Annotated in this window: 16 protein-coding genes and 1 pseudogene; 9 read left to right on the top strand and 8 right to left on the bottom strand. The window is 70.8% G+C overall.

The window, feature by feature from the left end; translation table 11 throughout:
• Positions 1 to 283 (bottom strand): annotated as a pseudogene (locus tag EST92_RS16975) (protein kinase); the annotation flags it as partial.
• A 317-nt stretch (positions 284 to 600) separates the two neighbouring features.
• Here EST92_RS16975 and EST92_RS16970 point away from each other — a divergent pair.
• Positions 601 to 2,217, top strand: coding sequence for a protein kinase (locus EST92_RS16970; RefSeq protein WP_129281764.1), 1,617 nt, complete (start codon positions 601 to 603; stop codon positions 2,215 to 2,217).
• An 18-nt stretch (positions 2,218 to 2,235) separates the two neighbouring features.
• On the opposite strand, the gene EST92_RS16965 is transcribed toward EST92_RS16970, so the two are convergent.
• The 3 genes from EST92_RS16965 to EST92_RS16955 form a co-directional block, all read right to left on the bottom strand.
• Positions 2,236 to 3,279: a phosphotransferase gene (locus EST92_RS16965; protein WP_129281763.1), complete on the bottom strand. Its 1,044-nt coding sequence runs from the start codon at positions 3,277 to 3,279 to the stop codon at positions 2,236 to 2,238.
• A 52-nt stretch (positions 3,280 to 3,331) separates the two neighbouring features.
• Positions 3,332 to 3,748 (bottom strand): pyridoxamine 5'-phosphate oxidase family protein, encoded by a 417-nt coding sequence (locus EST92_RS16960; RefSeq protein ID WP_129281762.1) that lies wholly within the window; start codon positions 3,746 to 3,748, stop codon positions 3,332 to 3,334.
• A gap of 119 nt (positions 3,749 to 3,867) precedes the next feature.
• Entirely contained in the window at positions 3,868 to 4,527 is a 660-nt protein-coding gene (locus EST92_RS16955; protein WP_129281761.1) for a response regulator transcription factor, read from the bottom strand.
• Positions 4,528 to 4,854: 327 nt separating this feature from the next.
• On the opposite strand from EST92_RS16955, the gene pdhA reads away from it, so the two are divergent.
• The 5 genes from pdhA to EST92_RS16930 all read left to right on the top strand — a co-directional run bounded on the left by pdhA (position 4,855) and on the right by EST92_RS16930 (position 9,937).
• Complete coding sequence (gene pdhA, locus EST92_RS16950) at positions 4,855 to 6,069, top strand: pyruvate dehydrogenase (acetyl-transferring) E1 component subunit alpha (RefSeq protein WP_129281760.1); 1,215 nt, start codon at positions 4,855 to 4,857, stop codon at positions 6,067 to 6,069.
• 2 nt (positions 6,070 to 6,071) lie between these two features.
• Entirely contained in the window at positions 6,072 to 7,055 is a 984-nt protein-coding gene (locus EST92_RS16945) for an alpha-ketoacid dehydrogenase subunit beta (RefSeq protein ID WP_129247191.1), read from the top strand.
• A gap of 23 nt (positions 7,056 to 7,078) precedes the next feature.
• On the top strand, positions 7,079 to 8,542 hold the full coding sequence (locus EST92_RS16940; protein ID WP_129281759.1) for a dihydrolipoamide acetyltransferase family protein: 1,464 nt from the start codon (positions 7,079 to 7,081) through the stop codon (positions 8,540 to 8,542).
• A gap of 72 nt (positions 8,543 to 8,614) precedes the next feature.
• Entirely contained in the window at positions 8,615 to 9,472 is an 858-nt protein-coding gene (locus tag EST92_RS16935) for a helix-turn-helix domain-containing protein (RefSeq protein ID WP_129281758.1), read from the top strand.
• A 51-nt stretch (positions 9,473 to 9,523) separates the two neighbouring features.
• The gene (locus EST92_RS16930) at positions 9,524 to 9,937 is read left to right on the top strand and encodes a VOC family protein (RefSeq protein ID WP_129281757.1); all 414 of its coding nucleotides are present in this window, start codon (positions 9,524 to 9,526) and stop codon (positions 9,935 to 9,937) included.
• Between the two features lie 20 nt (positions 9,938 to 9,957).
• Here the strand turns inward: EST92_RS16930 and EST92_RS31640 are convergent, their stop codons facing one another.
• Complete coding sequence (locus tag EST92_RS31640; RefSeq protein WP_174244037.1) at positions 9,958 to 10,134, bottom strand: hypothetical protein; 177 nt, start codon at positions 10,132 to 10,134, stop codon at positions 9,958 to 9,960.
• A gap of 300 nt (positions 10,135 to 10,434) precedes the next feature.
• Here EST92_RS31640 and EST92_RS16925 point away from each other — a divergent pair, with 300 nt between their 5' ends.
• A complete protein-coding gene (locus EST92_RS16925) occupies positions 10,435 to 11,115 on the top strand; it encodes a GntR family transcriptional regulator (RefSeq protein WP_129281756.1) in 681 nt (226 codons plus the stop codon).
• The gene (locus tag EST92_RS16920; RefSeq protein WP_254068863.1) at positions 11,112 to 12,458 is read left to right on the top strand and encodes an MFS transporter; all 1,347 of its coding nucleotides are present in this window, start codon (positions 11,112 to 11,114) and stop codon (positions 12,456 to 12,458) included. Before EST92_RS16925 ends, EST92_RS16920 begins: the two co-directional genes overlap by 4 nt.
• A 151-nt stretch (positions 12,459 to 12,609) precedes the next feature.
• On the opposite strand, the gene EST92_RS16915 is transcribed toward EST92_RS16920, so the two are convergent.
• Both EST92_RS16915 and EST92_RS16910 read right to left on the bottom strand, forming a co-directional pair.
• A complete protein-coding gene (locus EST92_RS16915) occupies positions 12,610 to 13,434 on the bottom strand; it encodes a maleylpyruvate isomerase family mycothiol-dependent enzyme (RefSeq protein WP_129281755.1) in 825 nt (274 codons plus the stop codon).
• Positions 13,435 to 13,585: 151 nt separating this feature from the next.
• A complete protein-coding gene (locus tag EST92_RS16910) occupies positions 13,586 to 14,116 on the bottom strand; it encodes an LURP-one-related family protein (protein WP_129281754.1) in 531 nt (176 codons plus the stop codon).
• 64 nt (positions 14,117 to 14,180) lie between these two features.
• Between EST92_RS16910 and EST92_RS16905 the strand changes: the two genes are divergently transcribed.
• A complete protein-coding gene (locus tag EST92_RS16905) occupies positions 14,181 to 15,989 on the top strand; it encodes an NHL domain-containing thioredoxin family protein (protein ID WP_129281753.1) in 1,809 nt (602 codons plus the stop codon).
• A gap of 61 nt (positions 15,990 to 16,050) precedes the next feature.
• Here EST92_RS16905 and EST92_RS16900 read toward each other — a convergent pair whose 3' ends face one another.
• Positions 16,051 to 16,734, bottom strand: coding sequence for a DUF4232 domain-containing protein (locus EST92_RS16900; protein WP_129281752.1), 684 nt, complete (start codon positions 16,732 to 16,734; stop codon positions 16,051 to 16,053).
• Positions 16,735 to 16,750 lie beyond the last annotated feature (16 nt).

Below are 16,750 nucleotides of genomic sequence, written 5' to 3'. Positions count from 1 at the left end.
TGCCGCCGTCGAGCTCGTCCTCACCGGAGTCGAAGACCGAAACGATGTTGGTGTGCGTGAGCTTCGCCACGGACTGGGCCTCACGGCGGAAGCGCTCACGGAAGGCCTGCTCGCGGCCGAGCTCGGTGTGCAGGGTCTTGATCGCGACCTCGCGGTCGAGCACGCTGTCGTAGGCGAGGTGCACGGAGGCCATGCCACCCGCGCCGAGAAGATCACGAAGCTGGTAACGTCCCCCGCCGACCGAACGGCCCTCGTATTGGCCCTGAGCGCCGTCCTGGCTCATCGCTCCGCTTCCCCCTACGCGCGCACTATCCCGTACGGATAGTGATCAAAATCTGGAATTCCGCAGCCAAGTCTGCCCCAGGGCCTGGACACGTCAAGCTGTGTGCCCGTTCCGTGACCAGATGCGCAAGATCGCGTCACAGCCCACAGACAATTTCGGCACCGGATCGTCCCAGGTGAACTTGCCCGCGCTGGCTTCCGGCAGGTTTGATGGCCGGTCCACGACGGACCGATGGGTGCCGCGGAACCTGTAGCGTGCTCTAGCGAAGACCGATGACCTTACCGCTCTCATGCGGATCGATTCGACGGCGAGGACCGATGGCACCGACGCAGAGCCCCCAGGGCCCGTCCGATCCTGACGCCACCGGCTCCAATATCCCCGACGCACCGGAGATGTGGGGCAACGGCGGGCTGGTCGGCGACGGCCGCTACCGGCTCACGCGACGGCTCGGTCGCGGCGGTATGGCGGAGGTGTTCGCGGCGGAGGACGTACGGCTCGGCCGCACCGTCGCCGTGAAGCTGCTGCGTGCCGACCTCGCCGAGGACCCGGTCTCCAAGGCCCGCTTCACGCGTGAGGCACAGTCCGTGGCCGGGCTGAACCACCACGCGGTGGTGGCGGTCTACGACTCGGGTGAGGATCTGGTCGGCGGCAACACCGTGCCGTACATCGTGATGGAGCTGGTCGAGGGCCACACCATCCGCGATCTGCTGCTCAACGCCGATGCCCCGCCGGCCGACCAGGCGCTGATCATCGTCTCCGGGGTGCTGGAGGCGCTGGCCTACAGCCATCAGCACGGCATCGTGCACCGTGACATCAAGCCCGCGAACGTGATCATCACCAACAGCGGCGCCGTCAAGGTCATGGACTTCGGCATCGCCCGTGCCCTGCACGGCGCCCAGTCCACGATGACCCAGACCGGCATGGTCATGGGAACGCCCCAGTACCTCTCCCCGGAGCAGGCGCTCGGCAAGACCGTCGACACCCGCTCCGACCTCTACGCCACCGGCTGTCTGCTCTACGAGCTCCTCACGCTGCGGCCGCCGTTCACCGGCGAGACCCCGCTTTCGGTGGTCTACCAGCACGTACAGGACATGCCGGTGGCGCCGTCCGAGGTCGCCGACGCGGTGCCGCCGGAGCTGGACGGCCTGGTCATGCGGTCGCTGGCCAAGGACCCCGACGACCGGTTCCAGTCCGCCGAGGAGATGCGCGGCCTGGTCCAGTACTCGCTGCAGATGCTGCACGAGCAGGGCGGCCACACCGGCACCTGGAACACCGGCCCGGTCGCCCTGCACGAGGGCGGGCACGGCGCGTCCATGGGCACCGCGGCCACCACGGCCCTGCCGCACCCCGACGCCGGCCAGACCACGGCCCAGCCGATCCTCACGCCCGGTATGCGCGACGACGACGGCGGCTTCGACGGCGGCCCCCGCCAGGCCAGGGGCGGCCGCGGCAAGATCTGGCTGATCGCGGCGCTCGCGGTGATCGCGATCGCGGTGGGTGTGGCCTTCGCGCTGCAGAACACCGGCGGCCAGGACAAGAAGAAGGACACCCCCACGACGCAGTCCCCGTCGCCGTCCAAGGACGACAAGACGAGCGAGCCGCCGCCGGAGGAGCCGAGCACCCCGCAGACCGAGCCCGGCACCACGGGCGGTGACGGCGGCACGTACAGCCAGCCGCCGCCCCAGGAGCCCAGCACGCCGGAGACGTCCGAGCCGCCCACCTCCGAGCCCCCGACGTCGGAGCCGCCGACCTCCGAGCCGCCCACCGACTCCACCGGCGGGACGACGGACGGCGGGACCGCCGATGGCGGCACCGCGGACGGCGGGACCGCGGACGGGGGCACCACCAACGGCGGAACGACCACCGGGACGGACAGCGGGACCACCACCGGCAGCGGCACGGACGCCGGCTCGACGCTCGGCCCGGCCGGCTGACGGGCGCCCCGCCGCGGTTCAGCGGGTGAACGCGTTCCGCACGGCCCGGTACTCGCGGGTCCACCACACGGCCAGTGCGGCCGCCGCCGGGAACTGGGCATCGGTGCGGCGGTCGCCGAGCTGGTAGCGCCAGGTGAGCATCCAGAAGTCGTTCAGCCGCTCCCACCACACCCGGTGGACGGCCGCCGCGAGCTCCTCGGCGCCGGCCCCGCAGGCGCTGCGGTAGGCGCCCGCGTACGCCGCCACCTTGGCCAGGTCCAGCGTCCCGCAGGGGCGTACGAAGAAGATCGCGGCGGCGCGTACCGCCTCTTCGGCGCGCGGCTGGACGCCCAGCCGGTCCCAGTCGACGATCGCGGTCGGCTCCGCGCCGCGGTAGAGGACGTTCAGCGGGTGGAAGTCGCCGTGCACCCAGCCCGTCTGGGGCTCCGCGCCGGGTGCCGGGCGGTGGTGTGCCAGCTCGGCCAGCAGCGCCCGGCGCTCCAGCAGACGGTGTTCGGCGAGTTCGTCGAAGCTGGTGCGCGGACGGGCGCCGCGGGCCAGGGCCAGCAGCTCCTCGATCGTCTCGAAGGTCCGCTCCGGGTCGGCGCCGGCGTCCGCGCAGGGCGGCCGGGGCGGATGCGGTTCGCCGGCCATGGCCTGCTCCAGGGCGGTGTGGACCAGCCCGAGCAGCGCGCCCAGCCGCCAGGACTGGCCACGGGTCAGCGCCGCGCCGCCGAGGTGCCGGCCCTCGACCCAGGGGTGCAGGGCGTAGCAGCGGCCGTCGAGGACGGTGACGGTGCGGCCGTCCGCGTCGGCGAGGGGCGGGACGACCGGCAGGCCGAGCGCGGCGAGCCGGCGGGTGGCGCGGTGCTGGCGGGTGAGGGCGGCGCGGTCGCCGTCGAGGTGGTGCTTGAGGAAGTACCGGCCGCGGGTGGTGGCGAGGAAGTAGCCGTGGTTGAGCAGGCCCTCGGCGACGGGCTCACAGGACAGCGGCGCGCCGGCGCCGGTGTAGTGGCGGAGCAGGGCTCCGAGGGTGTCTTTGTCGGGCGTCGCCGCCGTCCGGACTACAGATGAGCGCAGCACTCGCCAGATGTTAGATCAACTGCGTACGTGGCAGGGGGCGCGCCGGAGAGCCTTACACAGAGTGCGCACCCCGGAAGACCGGCACATCGGTGAGGTAGTGCAGGGTCACGAACTCCGGCTCGACGCGCAGGAAGACGGGGGCGTAGGGGGCGCCGTCGGCCAGCCGGGGGGAGCTCCCGAAGAGTTGCCGTTCGAGGGGGGTGGGCTCGACGACCCGGGCGGTGCCGGTGAACTGCACCGACCAGGTGTCGTCCTCGCCGCTGTTGACGTTGTCGGCCTCGTAGGCGACCACGCTGCCGTCCAGAGCCTGGTGGTAGCCGTAGCCCTGGTGCAGCCGCAGCACCAGCCGGCCGTCGAGGACGAGGTGCCGGGCGACGGTGGTGAAGGGCAGTGCCCGCCGACTGGCAGAGACGCGCCCGTACGGCGTGCGGCTCAGCAGCTCGATGGCACGGTAGTTGTCGGTGGGCATGGCACCACCTTGCCGGGCGGATCCGTCCGACACGTAGGGGCCAGCAGCCCCGGGCGGCGGGGCCGATGGTCCTGAATCACCATGAGCCGGGCGGGGCGCATCCGCCACGCCTTGGCTGCTCAGTGACGTTCGGCCTGCATCCTCGCGACGTAGGCGGCGGCCTGGGAGCGCCGTTCCATGCCGAGCTTCGACAGCAGGCTGGAGACGTAATTCTTGATCGTCTTCTCGGCGAGGTGCAGCCTTTCGCCGATGGCACGGTTGGTCAGGCCCTCGCCGATCAGATCGAGAATCCGGCGTTCCTGGTCGGTGAGGTTCGCCAGCTTGTCGTCACCCTTGGTGGTGCTGCCGTCGCGCAGCCGCTCCAGCACCCGGGCGGTGGCCACCGGGTCGAGCAGGGACTTGCCGGCCGCCACGTCGCGCACCGCGGAGAGGAGCTCGTTGCCCCGAATGGCCTTGAGGACATATCCGGCCGCACCGGCCATGATCGCATCGAAAAGGGCTTCGTCGTCCGCGAAGGAGGTGAGCATCAGGCATTTGATGTCCTCATCTTGCGACCGGATCTCGCGGCAGACCTCGACACCGCTCCCGTCGGGCAGCCGGACATCGAGCACCGCCACGTCCGGGCGGGTCGCAGGGATCCTGACCAGGGCATCTGCGGCGGTACCCGCCTCGCCGACCACCTCGATGTCGTCCTCGACCGAGAGCATTTCGTGGACGCCACGCCGGACAACTTCGTGGTCATCGAGCAGGAATACCGTGATTTTTCCGTCTTCGCGCACCCTCCCAGTCTCACACATCGACTCTTCCCGTGCTCCAGGTCACCGATATAACGTGCCATTGTCCCGGCGGCCTGCAACGCTGTGACCAGGGGTTGTTCCAAGCCTTAGTGATTTACTTGGAAATCCAAGCAAAATCGCAGGTCAGCGCCGTTTCCACTTCGGCTTTGACAATGGGTAACGTGCAATGAGCAGGCCACTGTCCGGGAGCTTTGTTCCACCCGGATCCGGCCGCGATCGCACACACCCCGTGCGCCGTATCGGATACCGGGTGAGCCGCAATACGGCCACCGGCGGACCCCGGGGGCCGGACAGACGGAGGAGCAGCACGTGACCGTGGAAGGCACTGCGCAGCGGAAAAACACCCGCGGCAGCAGCAAGCGCACCACCGCCGCAAAGGCGACGTCGGCCAAGAAGGCGTCCCCGGCCAAGGCCCGGAACTCCGGCCGGCCCGAGCAGGCGGAGCAGGATCAGCTCGTACAACTGCTGACCCCCGAAGGGAAGCGGGTCGAGCACCCCGATTACTCGATCGACCTGTCCCCCGACGAGCTGCGCGGGCTCTACCGCGACATGGTGCTGACGCGGAAGTTCGACGCCGAGGCGACCACCCTCCAGCGCCAGGGCGAACTGGGCCTGTGGGCCTCGCTGCTGGGCCAGGAGGCCGCCCAGATCGGCTCCGGGCGCGCGCTGCGCGACGACGACTATGTCTTCCCGACCTACCGGGAGCACGGCGTGGCATGGTGCCGCGGCGTCGACCCGACGAATCTGCTGGGGATGTTCCGCGGCGTCAATCACGGCGGCTGGGATCCCAGTACCAACAACTTCCACCTCTACACCATCGTCATCGGTTCGCAGACGCTGCACGCGACCGGCTATGCGATGGGTGTGCAGAAGGACGGCGCGGATTCCGCGGTCATTGCGTATTTCGGTGACGGTGCCTCCAGCCAGGGAGATGTCGCGGAATCCTTCACCTTCTCCGCGGTCTACAACGCCCCGGTCGTGTTCTTCTGCCAGAACAACCAGTGGGCGATTTCCGAGCCCACCGAGAAGCAGACCCGGGTGCCGCTCTACCAGCGCGCCCGCGGCTTCGGATTCCCCGGCGTACGGGTCGACGGCAATGACGTCCTGGCCTGTCTGGCGGTGACCCGGGCGGCGCTGGAGCGGGCGCGCACCGGCCAGGGCCCGATGCTCATCGAGGCGTTCACCTACCGCATGGGCGCGCACACCACCTCCGACGACCCGACGAAGTACCGGGCGGACGAGGAGCGTGCGGCCTGGGAGGCCAAGGACCCGATCCTGCGTCTGCGGACGTACCTGGAGGCCGAGGGCATCGTCGACGAGGCATACCTCGCCTCGATCGACGAGGAGAGCGAGGCCCTGGGCAAGCGGGTCCGCGACGCCGTCCGTGCCATGCCCGACCCGGACGACATGGCGATTTTCGAGAATGTCTATGCCGATGGGCATGCGCTCGTCGATGAGGAGCGCGCACAGTTCGCCGCCTACCAGGCGTCGTTCGTCGATGCCGGCGCCGCGGAGGGGAACTGACCATGGCCGTCTTCGAGAAGATCACCATTGCCAAGGCGATCAACGAGTCGCTGCGCGCCTCCATGGAGGCCGACCCCAAGGTCCTCGTCATGGGCGAGGACGTCGGCAAGCTCGGCGGCGTCTTCCGCGTCACCGACGGCCTGCAGAAGGACTTCGGCGAGGACCGGGTGATCGACACCCCGCTCGCCGAGTCCGGCATCGTCGGCACGGCGATCGGCATGGCACTGCGCGGCTATCGCCCGGTCGTCGAGATCCAGTTCGACGGCTTCGTCTTCCCCGCCTACGACCAGATCGTCACGCAGCTCGCGAAGATGCACGCCCGCGCGCTGGGCAAGGTCAAGGTGCCGGTCGTCATCCGCATCCCGTACGCGGGCGGCATCGGCGCGGTCGAGCACCACTCCGAGTCCCCCGAGGCGCTGTTCGCGCATGTCGCGGGCCTCAAGATCGTCACCCCCTCGAACTCCTCCGATGCCTACTGGATGCTCCAGCAGGCCATCGCGGGCGACGACCCGGTCATCTACTTCGAGCCCAAGCGTCGCTACCACGACAAATCGCGGCTGGACACCGAGTCGATCCCGGATCCGCTGCACAAGGCCCGGATCGCCCAGAACGGCTCCGACCTCACGCTGGCCGCCTACGGCCCGATGGTGAAGGTCTGCCTGGACGTCGCCAAGGTCGCGGCCGAGGAGGGCAAGTCGGTCGAGGTCGTCGACCTGCGCTCGCTCTCCCCGATCGACTTCGACACCGTGCAGTCGTCGGTGCAGAAGACCGGCCGGCTGGTCGTCGTCCACGAGGCCCCGGTCTTCTTCGGCGCAGGTGCCGAGATCGCCGCCCGGATCACCGAGCGGTGCTTCTACCACCTGGAGGCTCCGGTCCTGCGGGTCGGCGGTTTCCACTCCCCGTATCCGCCCTCCCGTCTGGAGGACGAGTACCTTCCGGGGCTGGACCGGGTGCTCGACGCCGTCGACCGTGCGTTGGCGTACTGAGGGTTTGAGGAGAGTTCGTGACCATGACTGCAAGTCCCGCCCGCGCTCAGCGCTTCCGCGAGTTCAAGATGCCCGACGTGGGCGAGGGACTCACCGAGGCCGAGATCCTCAAGTGGTACGTCCAGCCGGGCGACACCGTCACCGACGGCCAGGTCGTGTGTGAGGTCGAGACCGCCAAGGCCGCCGTCGAACTGCCCATTCCGTACGACGGGGTGGTGCACGAGCTGACCTTCGGCGAGGGCGTCACCGTCGATGTCGGCACCGTCATCATCTCGGTGGACACCGACCCCGGCGCCGGGCCCGCCGCGGCGCCGACGGCCAACGTGCCGCAGGAAGCCGCCCCCTCCGCCGAGGAGGACGCCGAGCCGCAGGGCCGTCAGGCGGTGCTGGTCGGATATGGCGCCGCGCCGTCCTCGACCAAGCGCCGGGCTCGCAAGCCGCAGCCCGCGGTGCCGGCCCAGCCGGAGTCCGCGAGCGCCGGGCTCCAGGCGGAGCTGAACGGACGGGCCACGCCCCCGCCGGTGATCACCCCGGTGCCCGTGCCCGCCGCGCCTGCCGCCCCCGTGGCTGCCGCGACCTCCGGCCGTCCGCTGGCCAAGCCGCCGGTGCGCAAGCTCGCCAAGGACCTCGGCATCGATCTGGCGACGGTCGCCCCGACCGGGCCGGACGGCATCATCACCCGCGAGGACGTGCATGCGGCGGCCGCCCCGGCAGCGGCGGCTCCGGTCGGCGCTCCGGTGCCGGTGGCCGCGGCCCCGGCGGAGCCCGGCGCCGTCGACACCGCCGCACGCGAGCGGCGGGTACCGGTCAAGGGCGTACGTAAGGCCACCGCGCAGGCGATGGTCGCCAGCGCCTTCACCGCGCCGCACGTCACGGAGTTCATCACCGTCGATGTGACCCGCACGATGAAGCTCGTCCAGGAGCTCAAGCAGGACCCGGACATGGCGGGGCTGCGGGTCAACCCGCTGCTGCTCGTCGCCAAGGCCTTCCTGGTCGCCCTCAAGCGCCACCCGGAGGTCAATGCGGCCTGGGACGACGCGCATCAGGAGATCGTCTACAAGGACTACGTCAACCTGGGGATCGCGGCGGCCACCCCGCGCGGGCTGATCGTCCCGAACATCAAGGACGCCGGGTCCAAGACCCTCCCCCAACTCGCCGCCGATCTGGGCGAGCTGATCTCCACCGCCCGTGAGGGCAAGACCTCCCCGGCGGCGATGTCCGGCGGCACGGTCACCATCACCAACGTCGGCGTCTTCGGCGTCGACACCGGTACGCCGATCCTCAACCCGGGGGAGTCGGCGATCCTCGCCTTCGGCGCGGTCAAGCTCCAGCCGTGGGTCCACAAGGGCAAGGTGAAGGCGCGTCAGGTCACCACCCTCGCGCTGTCCTTCGACCACCGCCTCATCGACGGTGAGCTGGGCTCCAAGCTGCTCGCGGATGTCGCGGCGGTGCTGGAACGGCCCAAGCGGCTGATCACCTGGGGATGACCCGGGATGCGGAGCCGGGCGGTGCAGGGCGGCGTTTCACGTGAAACGCCGCCCTGCACCCGCCCCGGCCCCGTGGACGAACATCGGCTCGCGGTCCCCGCGCCCCCGCTCCGGCCGTACGTCAGCGGGTACGCCGGATACCGGCAGGCCGGGGTGCCGCCGGGCCGGCACCGTGGGCTTCCCTCACCCCGGCTGACCCTGATCTTCACCCTTGATGAGCCCCTCACGCTGGCCGGCCACCCCGATCCGGCGCAGGCACCGGACACCTACGACGCCCTCCTGGGCGGTCTGCACACCCGCCCTGCGCTGATCACCCACCAGGGCCGTCAGTCCGGCATTCAGCTCGGCCTGCACCCGCTGGGCGTCCGCGCCCTGCTGGGACTGCCGGCCGGTGAGCTGGCGGGCATCGACCTTCCCGCGGAAGCGGTGCTCGGACGGCAGGGCGTGGAGGTGGGCGAGCGGCTGCGGGCGGCCCGCAGCTGGCCGGAGCGGTTCGCGCTGCTGGACGCGTATCTGCTGGGCCGGCTGTTCCCGCAGGCAAGCGGTGCCGGCCCCGGACCGGCTCCCGAGGTCCTCCGTGCCTGGCGGCTGCTGGCGCGGTCAGGGGGCGCCGCACCGGTATCGACGCTCGCCGCCGAGGTCGGCTGGAGCACCCGTCATCTGACCTCGCGCTTCCGGCGGGAGACCGGCCTGACGCCCAAGACCACCGCCAGGGTCCTCCGGTTCGACCGGGCGCGTCGGCTGCTCGGTGCCGCCGCCGGCCGGGGCACCCCACCGCTCCTGGCCGATCTGGCCATCCGCTGCGGGTACTTCGACCAGGCCCATCTGGCCCGGGAGTTCCGTGCGCTGGCCGGCTGTCCGCCCAGCCAATGGCTCGCCGAGGAGTTCCGAAACGTCCAAGCCCCGGGGGGCGCCTTCGAGGAAGGCTGAGGTCAGCGGCCCACCGGGGGCCGCGCACCCGATCCAGGAGGTCCGGCGATCATGTCCGACACCACACCCGCACCCCAGGTATGGCCGACGCTGCGGGCCCGCGATGCCCGTGCGCTGATCCGGTTCCTGGCCGATGCCTTCGGGTTCGAGGAGACCGTGGTCATCCCCGGGGAGGGCGGGCACGTCGAGCACGCCCAGCTCTCCTGGCCGGAGGGCGGCGGCATCATGCTCGGCTCCGTCAGGGACGGGAAGGAGGATCACTGGCCGCTGCAGCCGGGAACCTTCGGGGCCTATGTCGTCACGGACCGTCCCGACGAGCTGTATGCGCGTGCCACCGCGGCCGGCGCGGAGATCACCGATGAGCTGACCGTCACCGACTACGGCTCACGGGGGTTCGGCGCCCGCGATCCCGAGGGCAACCGCTGGTCGTTCGGTACCTATCGCGGCGAGCCGCGGACGCGGTAGCGAGCGGTACGGGCCGGTGGTCAGCCGCGGATGAGCTGCACCGCGCGGCTGAAGTGTCCCACCGGACCGGCCTGGCCGGATTCGTCGGCGCGCGCGGCGGCGCGGGTCAGGGTGACACCGGCCCACAGGCCGGCCACGATCAATGCCACGACGACGGTGTTCCGCGTGCGGCGGCCGGCGTTCGTCCTGGGCTGCATGGTCCACTCCCCTTGGCTGTCCGAGCCTCCCCGGCTCTGCCTCTATTCACCCATGGAATGCGCGCCGATCCGTACGCGGCAGGTACGGACTCTTGTCAGCCTTTAGGTGGACCCGACATCCGCCTGAGGTCTGCCGTGCGGCCGGCTCCGGCCCCCCGGGGACGGCCCTCCCGTCGGGTCGCCGTTGGTTGCGGGCCACGTCCGCGCACATCACGCGCTTACCAGGGCAATCTGGGCCAGTCATGTCCGCATCGCGGACCGGGGTGTCGTACGCATACCTCTTGTATCTATCCTGTGTGCATGCCCTCTACATCCACACCTACCGTCCCCGCCCGGGAGTCCGCCAGACAGCCGCCAGCCGCCGAGCGGGTCTATGCGCATATCAAGGACGCCGTCCTGGACCGCCGCTACGAGGGCGGGATGCTGCTCACCGAGGGCGAACTGGCCGAGGCCGTGGGGGTGTCACGGACGCCGGTGCGGGAGGCGCTGCTGCGGCTGGAGGTCGAGGGGCTGATCAAGCTCTACCCGAAGAAGGGCGCGCTGGTGCTGCCGGTCTCCGCGCAGGAGATCGCCGACGTCGTCGAGACCCGGCTGCTGGTCGAGAAGCACGCCGCGGCCAAGGCGGTGCCCGCGAACGAGGAACTGATCGGCGAGCTGACGGAGCTGCTGGAGACGATGCGGGAGCAGGCGGCGTCCGGCGATCTGGCCGCCGTCTCCGTCACCGACCGTGCGTTCCACGCCGCCATCGTGCGCAGCGCCGGCAATCAGATCCTGGACCGCCTCTACGACCAGCTGCGCGACCGCCAGCTGCGGATGGGGGTCGCGGTGATGCATGCCCACCCGGACCGGATCGCCAAGAACATCGCCGAGCATGCGGAGATCCTCGAAGCGCTGCGGGCCGGGGACGCGGACGCCGCGACCGACGTCGTGCAGCGCCACGTCAGCTGGGTCCGTCACCTCGCGCAGGGCGAGGCGCGATGAGCGCCGGCTCCGGACGTGCCGACGGCTCCGGCATAGGTGGCGGCTGCGCCCGGCTGCTGCCCGCTGACCCGCCCGGCGGCCCCCAGGCGATGGCCGTCTGGGGCATCGGCGTCGCGGTCTACTTCGTCGCCATCACCTACCGCACCAGCCTCGGAGTGGCGGGCCTGGACGCCGCCGAGCGCTTCCACATCAACGCCTCGGCGCTGTCGACCTTCTCCCTCCTGCAACTGCTGGTGTATGCGGGGATGCAGATCCCCGTCGGCCTGCTGGTCGACCGGCTCGGGCCCAAGAGGGTGCTGACCCTCGGCGTGGTGCTCTACACCGTCGGCCAGTTCGGCTTTGCGCTCTCCTCGTCGTACGGCATGGCGCTCGGCTCCCGTGCGCTGCTCGGCTGCGGGGACGCGATGACGTTCATCAGCGTGCTGCGGCTGGGCTCCCGGTGGTTCCCGGCCCGCCGCGGCCCGATGATCGCGCAGATCGCCGCGCTGGTCGGCATGGCGGGCAACCTGGTCTCGACCCTCGTGCTCGCGCGGTTCCTGCACAGCTTCGGCTGGACCCCGACCTTCGTCTCCAGCGCCGCCGGCGGCATCGTCGTGCTGATCGTGCTGCTGCTGTTCCTCAGGGACCACCCCGAGGGCTTCGCCCCGCCGCCCCCCTCCGCCCAGCACACCGGCCTGGGGTTCGTCCGCCGGCAGATCGTCGAGTCCTGGCGTGAGCCCGGCACCCGGCTGGGCATGTGGGTGCACTTCACCACCCAGTTCCCCGCGATGGTGTTCCTGCTGCTCTGGGGCCTGCCGTTCCTCGTCGAGGCACAGGGGCTGTCCCGGGGCACCGCCGGTGAACTGCTCACCCTGGTGGTGCTCTCCAACATGGCGGTGGGCCTGATCTACGGCCAGGTCATCGCCCGCCACCACGCGGCCCGTACGCCACTGGCTCTGGGCACGGTCCTCGCCACGGCGCTGATGTGGGCGATCGTTCTGTGCTGGCCGGGCGCTCATGCGCCGATGGGGCTGCTGATCGTGCTGTGCGCGGTGCTGGGTGCCTGCGGCCCCGCTTCGATGATCGGCTTTGACTTCGCGCGTCCCGCCAATCCGCCCGAGCGTCTGGGCACCGCCTCCGGCATCGTCAACATGGGTGGCTTCACGGCCTCGATGACGACCCTGTTCGCCATCGGGGTCCTGCTGGACGCCACCGGCGACAACTACCGGATCGCCTTTGCCTCGATCTTCGTCGTGGAGGCGCTCGGTGTCTCGCAGATGCTGCGGCTGCGCCGGCGGGCGGTACGACGCGAGCGTGAACGGCTGGTGGCCAGCCGGGTGGAGGCGGTCCACGTTCCCGCGTGACCCCGACGGCCAACTGGCCGGTGGGCGGGCCCGTTTCACGTGAAACGGACAGCGCAGTTTCACGTGAAACGGCTCACTCCGGAAACCACTCCCCGTTCGCCGGCCGGGCGGGGGTGAGGGTGTCGGCCGGATCCTGCCCGGCCCGTCGCCGCTACGGCGTGACGGCGAAGTTGTTCAGGATCGCCTCGGCCAGCTCACGGTCGCCGTCGATCTTGACCTGCTCGGCGACGGCCGCCGCACGGACCCGGCCGCAGGCCAGCTGGTGGAAGGTGTCCCAGTCCAGGGCGAACGTCACGGTCGGGCCGAGCGAGACGCTGCCGTCGATCGTGGCGTTGCCCTCGGCGTCGATACGGACCGTGCGCAGGAACTCCAGCGGTCCGCTGACGTCGAAGACCACCGCCGCATCGGCCGGCGCCTGGGCCCTCTTGGCGACGATGCCGGGCAGTGTCTTCACCAGCAGATCGCGCGCCACCTGCGCGCCGGGGGAGTCGAGGTTGCCGGGCTTGCCGAGGGCCCGGCGCAGGTCCTGCTCATGCACCCAGACATCGAACGCCCTCTGCTGCAGCACGAATTCCAGCGAATGGTCCTCACCGAGCGGGCTGTGCACCACGGCGTCCGGCTGACGGGACTCGTTGCGCAGCTGCCGGGAGCGGCGGATGACGGTGTATTCGAGCTCGCTGAGCATCTCCGGCGCGGTGTGGTGCCGGCGGACGTCGACCTGCACTTCCATACGCCGCGCCGACTCGCTGCGTACGTGGTAGAGGTCGCGCGGCAGGGTGTGGATCGGCCGCGGGTCGCCCAGCATTTCGCATTCCAGGCCGATGACATGGGAGACGACATCGCGCACGGACCATCCTGGCAGGCCCGTCGCCCTGTTCCACTCGCCCTCGACGAGCGGAGTCACCAGCTCGGTTATCGCTTCTATGGAGTGAGTCCAGGCATCGATGGAGGACTGAAGGCTGGGATGGACGGTCACGGGACCCCTCGGACGGTTCGTACGCGGGCTGCTGTCTGTGCAGTTAAGTTACGCTGCGCACGGGCACCCCGGCAGTGCTTTCGGGTGACCATCGTAGGCCGATGTCTCCCGGCCGCAGAGGGGTGCGGCGCGGGGGCGGAACGTGCGCTTCTCAGTCCTCGCCGCGCTCCCGCTCCGCCAGCCGGATCACACCGACCGTGACGGCGATGAGCAGCGCCGGATCCGCCTCCCCCCGCAGGACGTTGACCGCATAGGTGTCGCGCACGGTCAGCCAGCGTCGTGAGATCTCGGCGAGCAGCTCCCCCTCGTACTCGATCGCGAACTCCCGGTCGAAGATCTTTCCGCTGACGTCCAGTTCGGTGCCGTCCACCAGCTCGACGCGATAGTGGTTGCGCAGCAGCGAGAGCCGCTTGCGCCTGATCGTGGCCAGCGGTTTGTCGTCCCGCTCGATGGTCATCGTGTCGCGCAGGCTGAGCATCTTCTTGCGGATGGTGACCAGCACCCGCCGCTCCGGGTCCTTCAGCTCGAAGGTTTCCCGCAGCCGCAGCGCCTTCCCGTCCACGAGGAAGGCGTGCCGCCCGTGCTCGTCCTCGATCCAGTAGTCGTCACCGATGCCGAAAATGCGGTCACGGACCAGGTACTTACGCGAATGCGGGGCCGGCTCCCCGGGAGATTGCAGCATGGGTGACGTGTTCCCCAGCGGGCCTGCGGAATGTGCACGCACCGGAGTGACGTTGAATGTCCACATGGCTTCACGTGCACGCGTCCGCGCCCCCGAGCTGGTCGGCAAGGGCGGCTGGCTGAACACCGGCAACAAGGATCTGACCCTCTCCGACCTGCGTGGACGCATTGTCGTCCTGGATTTCTGGACCTTTTGCTGTGTGAACTGTCTGCATGTCCTGGACGAGCTGCGGGCGCTGGAGGAGCGCCACCGCGACACGGTCGTGATCGTCGGTGTGCACTCCCCGAAGTTCGTGCACGAGGCCGAGCACCAGGCGGTCGTGGACGCCGTGGAGCGCTACGGCGTGGAGCATCCGGTCCTCGACGACCCCGAGCTCGCCACGTGGAAGCAGTACGCGGTCAGGGCCTGGCCGACGCTCGTGGTGATCGACCCCGAGGGCTATGTCGTCGCCCAGCACGCCGGCGAGGGCCATGCGCACGCGATCGAGAAACTGGTCGAGGAGCTGGAGGCCGAGCACACGGCGAAGGGCACCCTGCGCCGCGGCGACGGCCCCTACGTACCGCCGGAGCCGGTCGCCACCGATCTGCGCTTCCCCGGCAAGGCCGTCCGGTTGCCGCACGGCAGCTTCCTGGTCTCGGACACCACGCGCCATCAGCTGGTGGAGCTGGCGGCGGACGGCGAGCAGGTGCTGCGGCGCATCGGCTCCGGTGCGCGCGGGCTGACCCCCGATTCCTTCAACGAGCCGCAGGGCCTGGCGCTGCTGCCCGACGGCACGGTGGCCGTGGCGGACACGGTCAACCACGCCGTCCGGGTCTTCGACCCCGAGAGCGGCGCGCTGGAGACGGTGGCCGGCACCGGCACGCAGTGGTGGCAGGGCTCGCCGACCTCGGGCCCGGCGCGCGAGGTGGCGCTCTCCTCGCCGTGGGACCTCGCCTGGTGGCGGGGCCGGCTGTGGATCGCGATGGCCGGGGTGCACCAGCTGTGGACGTACGACCCGGCCACCGGCACGGTCGAGGTGGCGGCCGGCACCACCAACGAGGGCCTGGTGGACGGCCCGGCCGCCGAGGCCTGGTTCGCCCAGCCGTCCGGGCTCGCGGCGGCCGGCGAGCGGCTGTGGCTGGCCGACTCCGAGACCAGCGCGGTCCGCTGGGTGGAGCCCGCCGGGACGGGCGACGGCTATGTCGTCCGTACCGCCGTCGGCACCGGCCTGTTCGACTTCGGGCACCGCGACGGCGCCGCCGGTCAGGCGCTGCTCCAGCACCCGCTGGGCGTGACCGCGCTGCCCGACGGTTCGGTGGCCATCGCGGACACCTACAACCACGCGCTGCGCCGCTTCGACCCCGCGAGCGGTGAGGTGACGACGCTGGCGACGGATCTGCGGGAGCCGTCCGCGGCGGTGCTCGTCGACGACGACATCGTGGTCGTGGAGTCGGCCCGGCACCGGTTGACCCGGCTGCGGCTGCCCGAGGAGGCGGTCCGCGTCGAGGCGGTGGCGCACCAGACCCAGCGCGCGGCCACCCGGGTCGCCCCGGGCACACTGCGGCTGGAGGTGGTCTTCCAGGCTCCCGCGGGCCAGAAGCTCGACACCCGCTACGGCCCGTCGACGCGGCTGCTGGTCAGCGCGACCCCGCCGGAGCTGCTCGCCGAGGGCGCGGGCGCGGGCACCGACCTCGGCCGCGACCTGGTGCTCGCGGACGGCGTGACCGAGGGGGTGCTGCATGTCTCGGCGATGGCCGCGTCCTGCGACGACGCCCCGGACATCGAGTACCCCGCCTGCCATGTGCACCAGCAGGACTGGGGCGTTCCGGTCGAGCTCGCCGAGGGCGGGGCGGCTCGGCTGGGGCTGGTTCTCGCGGGGATGGACGCGGAGTAGACGCAGGACCGCCCGGGCCCGGTGGCGGCCCGGGCGCTCGGCCGGTCACCGTGGTGCCGGGCTACTTCCCGACGCCGGCCGCCAGCTGGGCCCCGTGGACGCTCGACGTCCAGTTGGTGACCTTGGTCCTGCCGACGGAGAGGTGCAGCCGCTTCTCCGCGAAGTTGACCGTGACCGGACCGTGCGTGACGGAGCTCGCCGAGACACCCATGAAGTCGACCGTCACCGACTTCTGCTCGGTGCCCTTGGTGGCTGCGGTGTTGGTGGGGAGGACCGCGTAGGCGTAGCCGTGGGCGGGCACGGTGAGGCGGGTGCCGTCGAGGTGCCCCGGCGTGCCCTGCAGCAGCGGCAGCGGGCTCTTGGCGTTGTTGAAGCGCAGCAGCGGGGCGTTGTACAGCGTGCAGTCGCGGCCGGTGGTGTTCTTGAACTTCACCGTGACGTGGCTGTCGGGGCCGCTCTGCTGGGAGAACGTGACCTTGTACGTGCTCGGGAAGCAGTCGGGTACCCGCCGCGATGCCGCCCCCGCTCCCGCCGCGGCCGCACCGCCACCGATGATCTTGCGCTTCTTGCTCTTGGAAGACGAGGACGACTTCGACGACGACTTCGACAACGAGGACGACTTCTTCGACTTCTTCGACTTCTTCGACGAGTGGCTGTTGCAGCCGGTCAGCGCGAGCGAGCCGGCCAGTCCGAGCGCCAGCGCGGCATACGCGGCGGAGCGGTGGCGGGAGCGGCGTGCGGTCATGGTTGGTTTCCCCCGT

Source organism: Streptomyces sp. TM32 (assembly GCF_004122755.1).
GTDB classification, from domain to species: domain Bacteria; phylum Actinomycetota; class Actinomycetes; order Streptomycetales; family Streptomycetaceae; genus Streptomyces; species Streptomyces sioyaensis.
The sequence above is the reverse complement of the archived record's forward strand: the minus strand, read 5'-3'. Positions and strand labels throughout refer to the sequence as shown.

Bases quoted from the DNA above. Each gene is read 5' to 3' on its own strand.
- EST92_RS16960 (WP_129281762.1), bottom strand. From the start codon at position 3,748: ATGCCCACCGACAACTACCGTGCCATCGAGCTGCTGAGCCGCACGCCG.
- EST92_RS16900 (WP_129281752.1), bottom strand. From the start codon at position 16,734: ATGACCGCACGCCGCTCCCGCCACCGCTCCGCCGCGTATGCCGCGCTG.
- EST92_RS16970 (WP_129281764.1), top strand. From the start codon at position 601: ATGGCACCGACGCAGAGCCCCCAGGGCCCGTCCGATCCTGACGCCACC.
- EST92_RS16940 (WP_129281759.1), top strand. From the start codon at position 7,079: ATGACTGCAAGTCCCGCCCGCGCTCAGCGCTTCCGCGAGTTCAAGATG.
- EST92_RS16945 (WP_129247191.1), top strand. From the start codon at position 6,072: ATGGCCGTCTTCGAGAAGATCACCATTGCCAAGGCGATCAACGAGTCG.
- EST92_RS16920 (WP_254068863.1), top strand. From the start codon at position 11,112: ATGAGCGCCGGCTCCGGACGTGCCGACGGCTCCGGCATAGGTGGCGGC.
- EST92_RS16905 (WP_129281753.1), top strand. From the start codon at position 14,181: ATGGCTTCACGTGCACGCGTCCGCGCCCCCGAGCTGGTCGGCAAGGGC.
- EST92_RS31640 (WP_174244037.1), bottom strand. From the start codon at position 10,134: ATGCAGCCCAGGACGAACGCCGGCCGCCGCACGCGGAACACCGTCGTC.
- EST92_RS16910 (WP_129281754.1), bottom strand. From the start codon at position 14,116: ATGCTGCAATCTCCCGGGGAGCCGGCCCCGCATTCGCGTAAGTACCTG.
- EST92_RS16925 (WP_129281756.1), top strand. From the start codon at position 10,435: ATGCCCTCTACATCCACACCTACCGTCCCCGCCCGGGAGTCCGCCAGA.
- EST92_RS16930 (WP_129281757.1), top strand. From the start codon at position 9,524: ATGTCCGACACCACACCCGCACCCCAGGTATGGCCGACGCTGCGGGCC.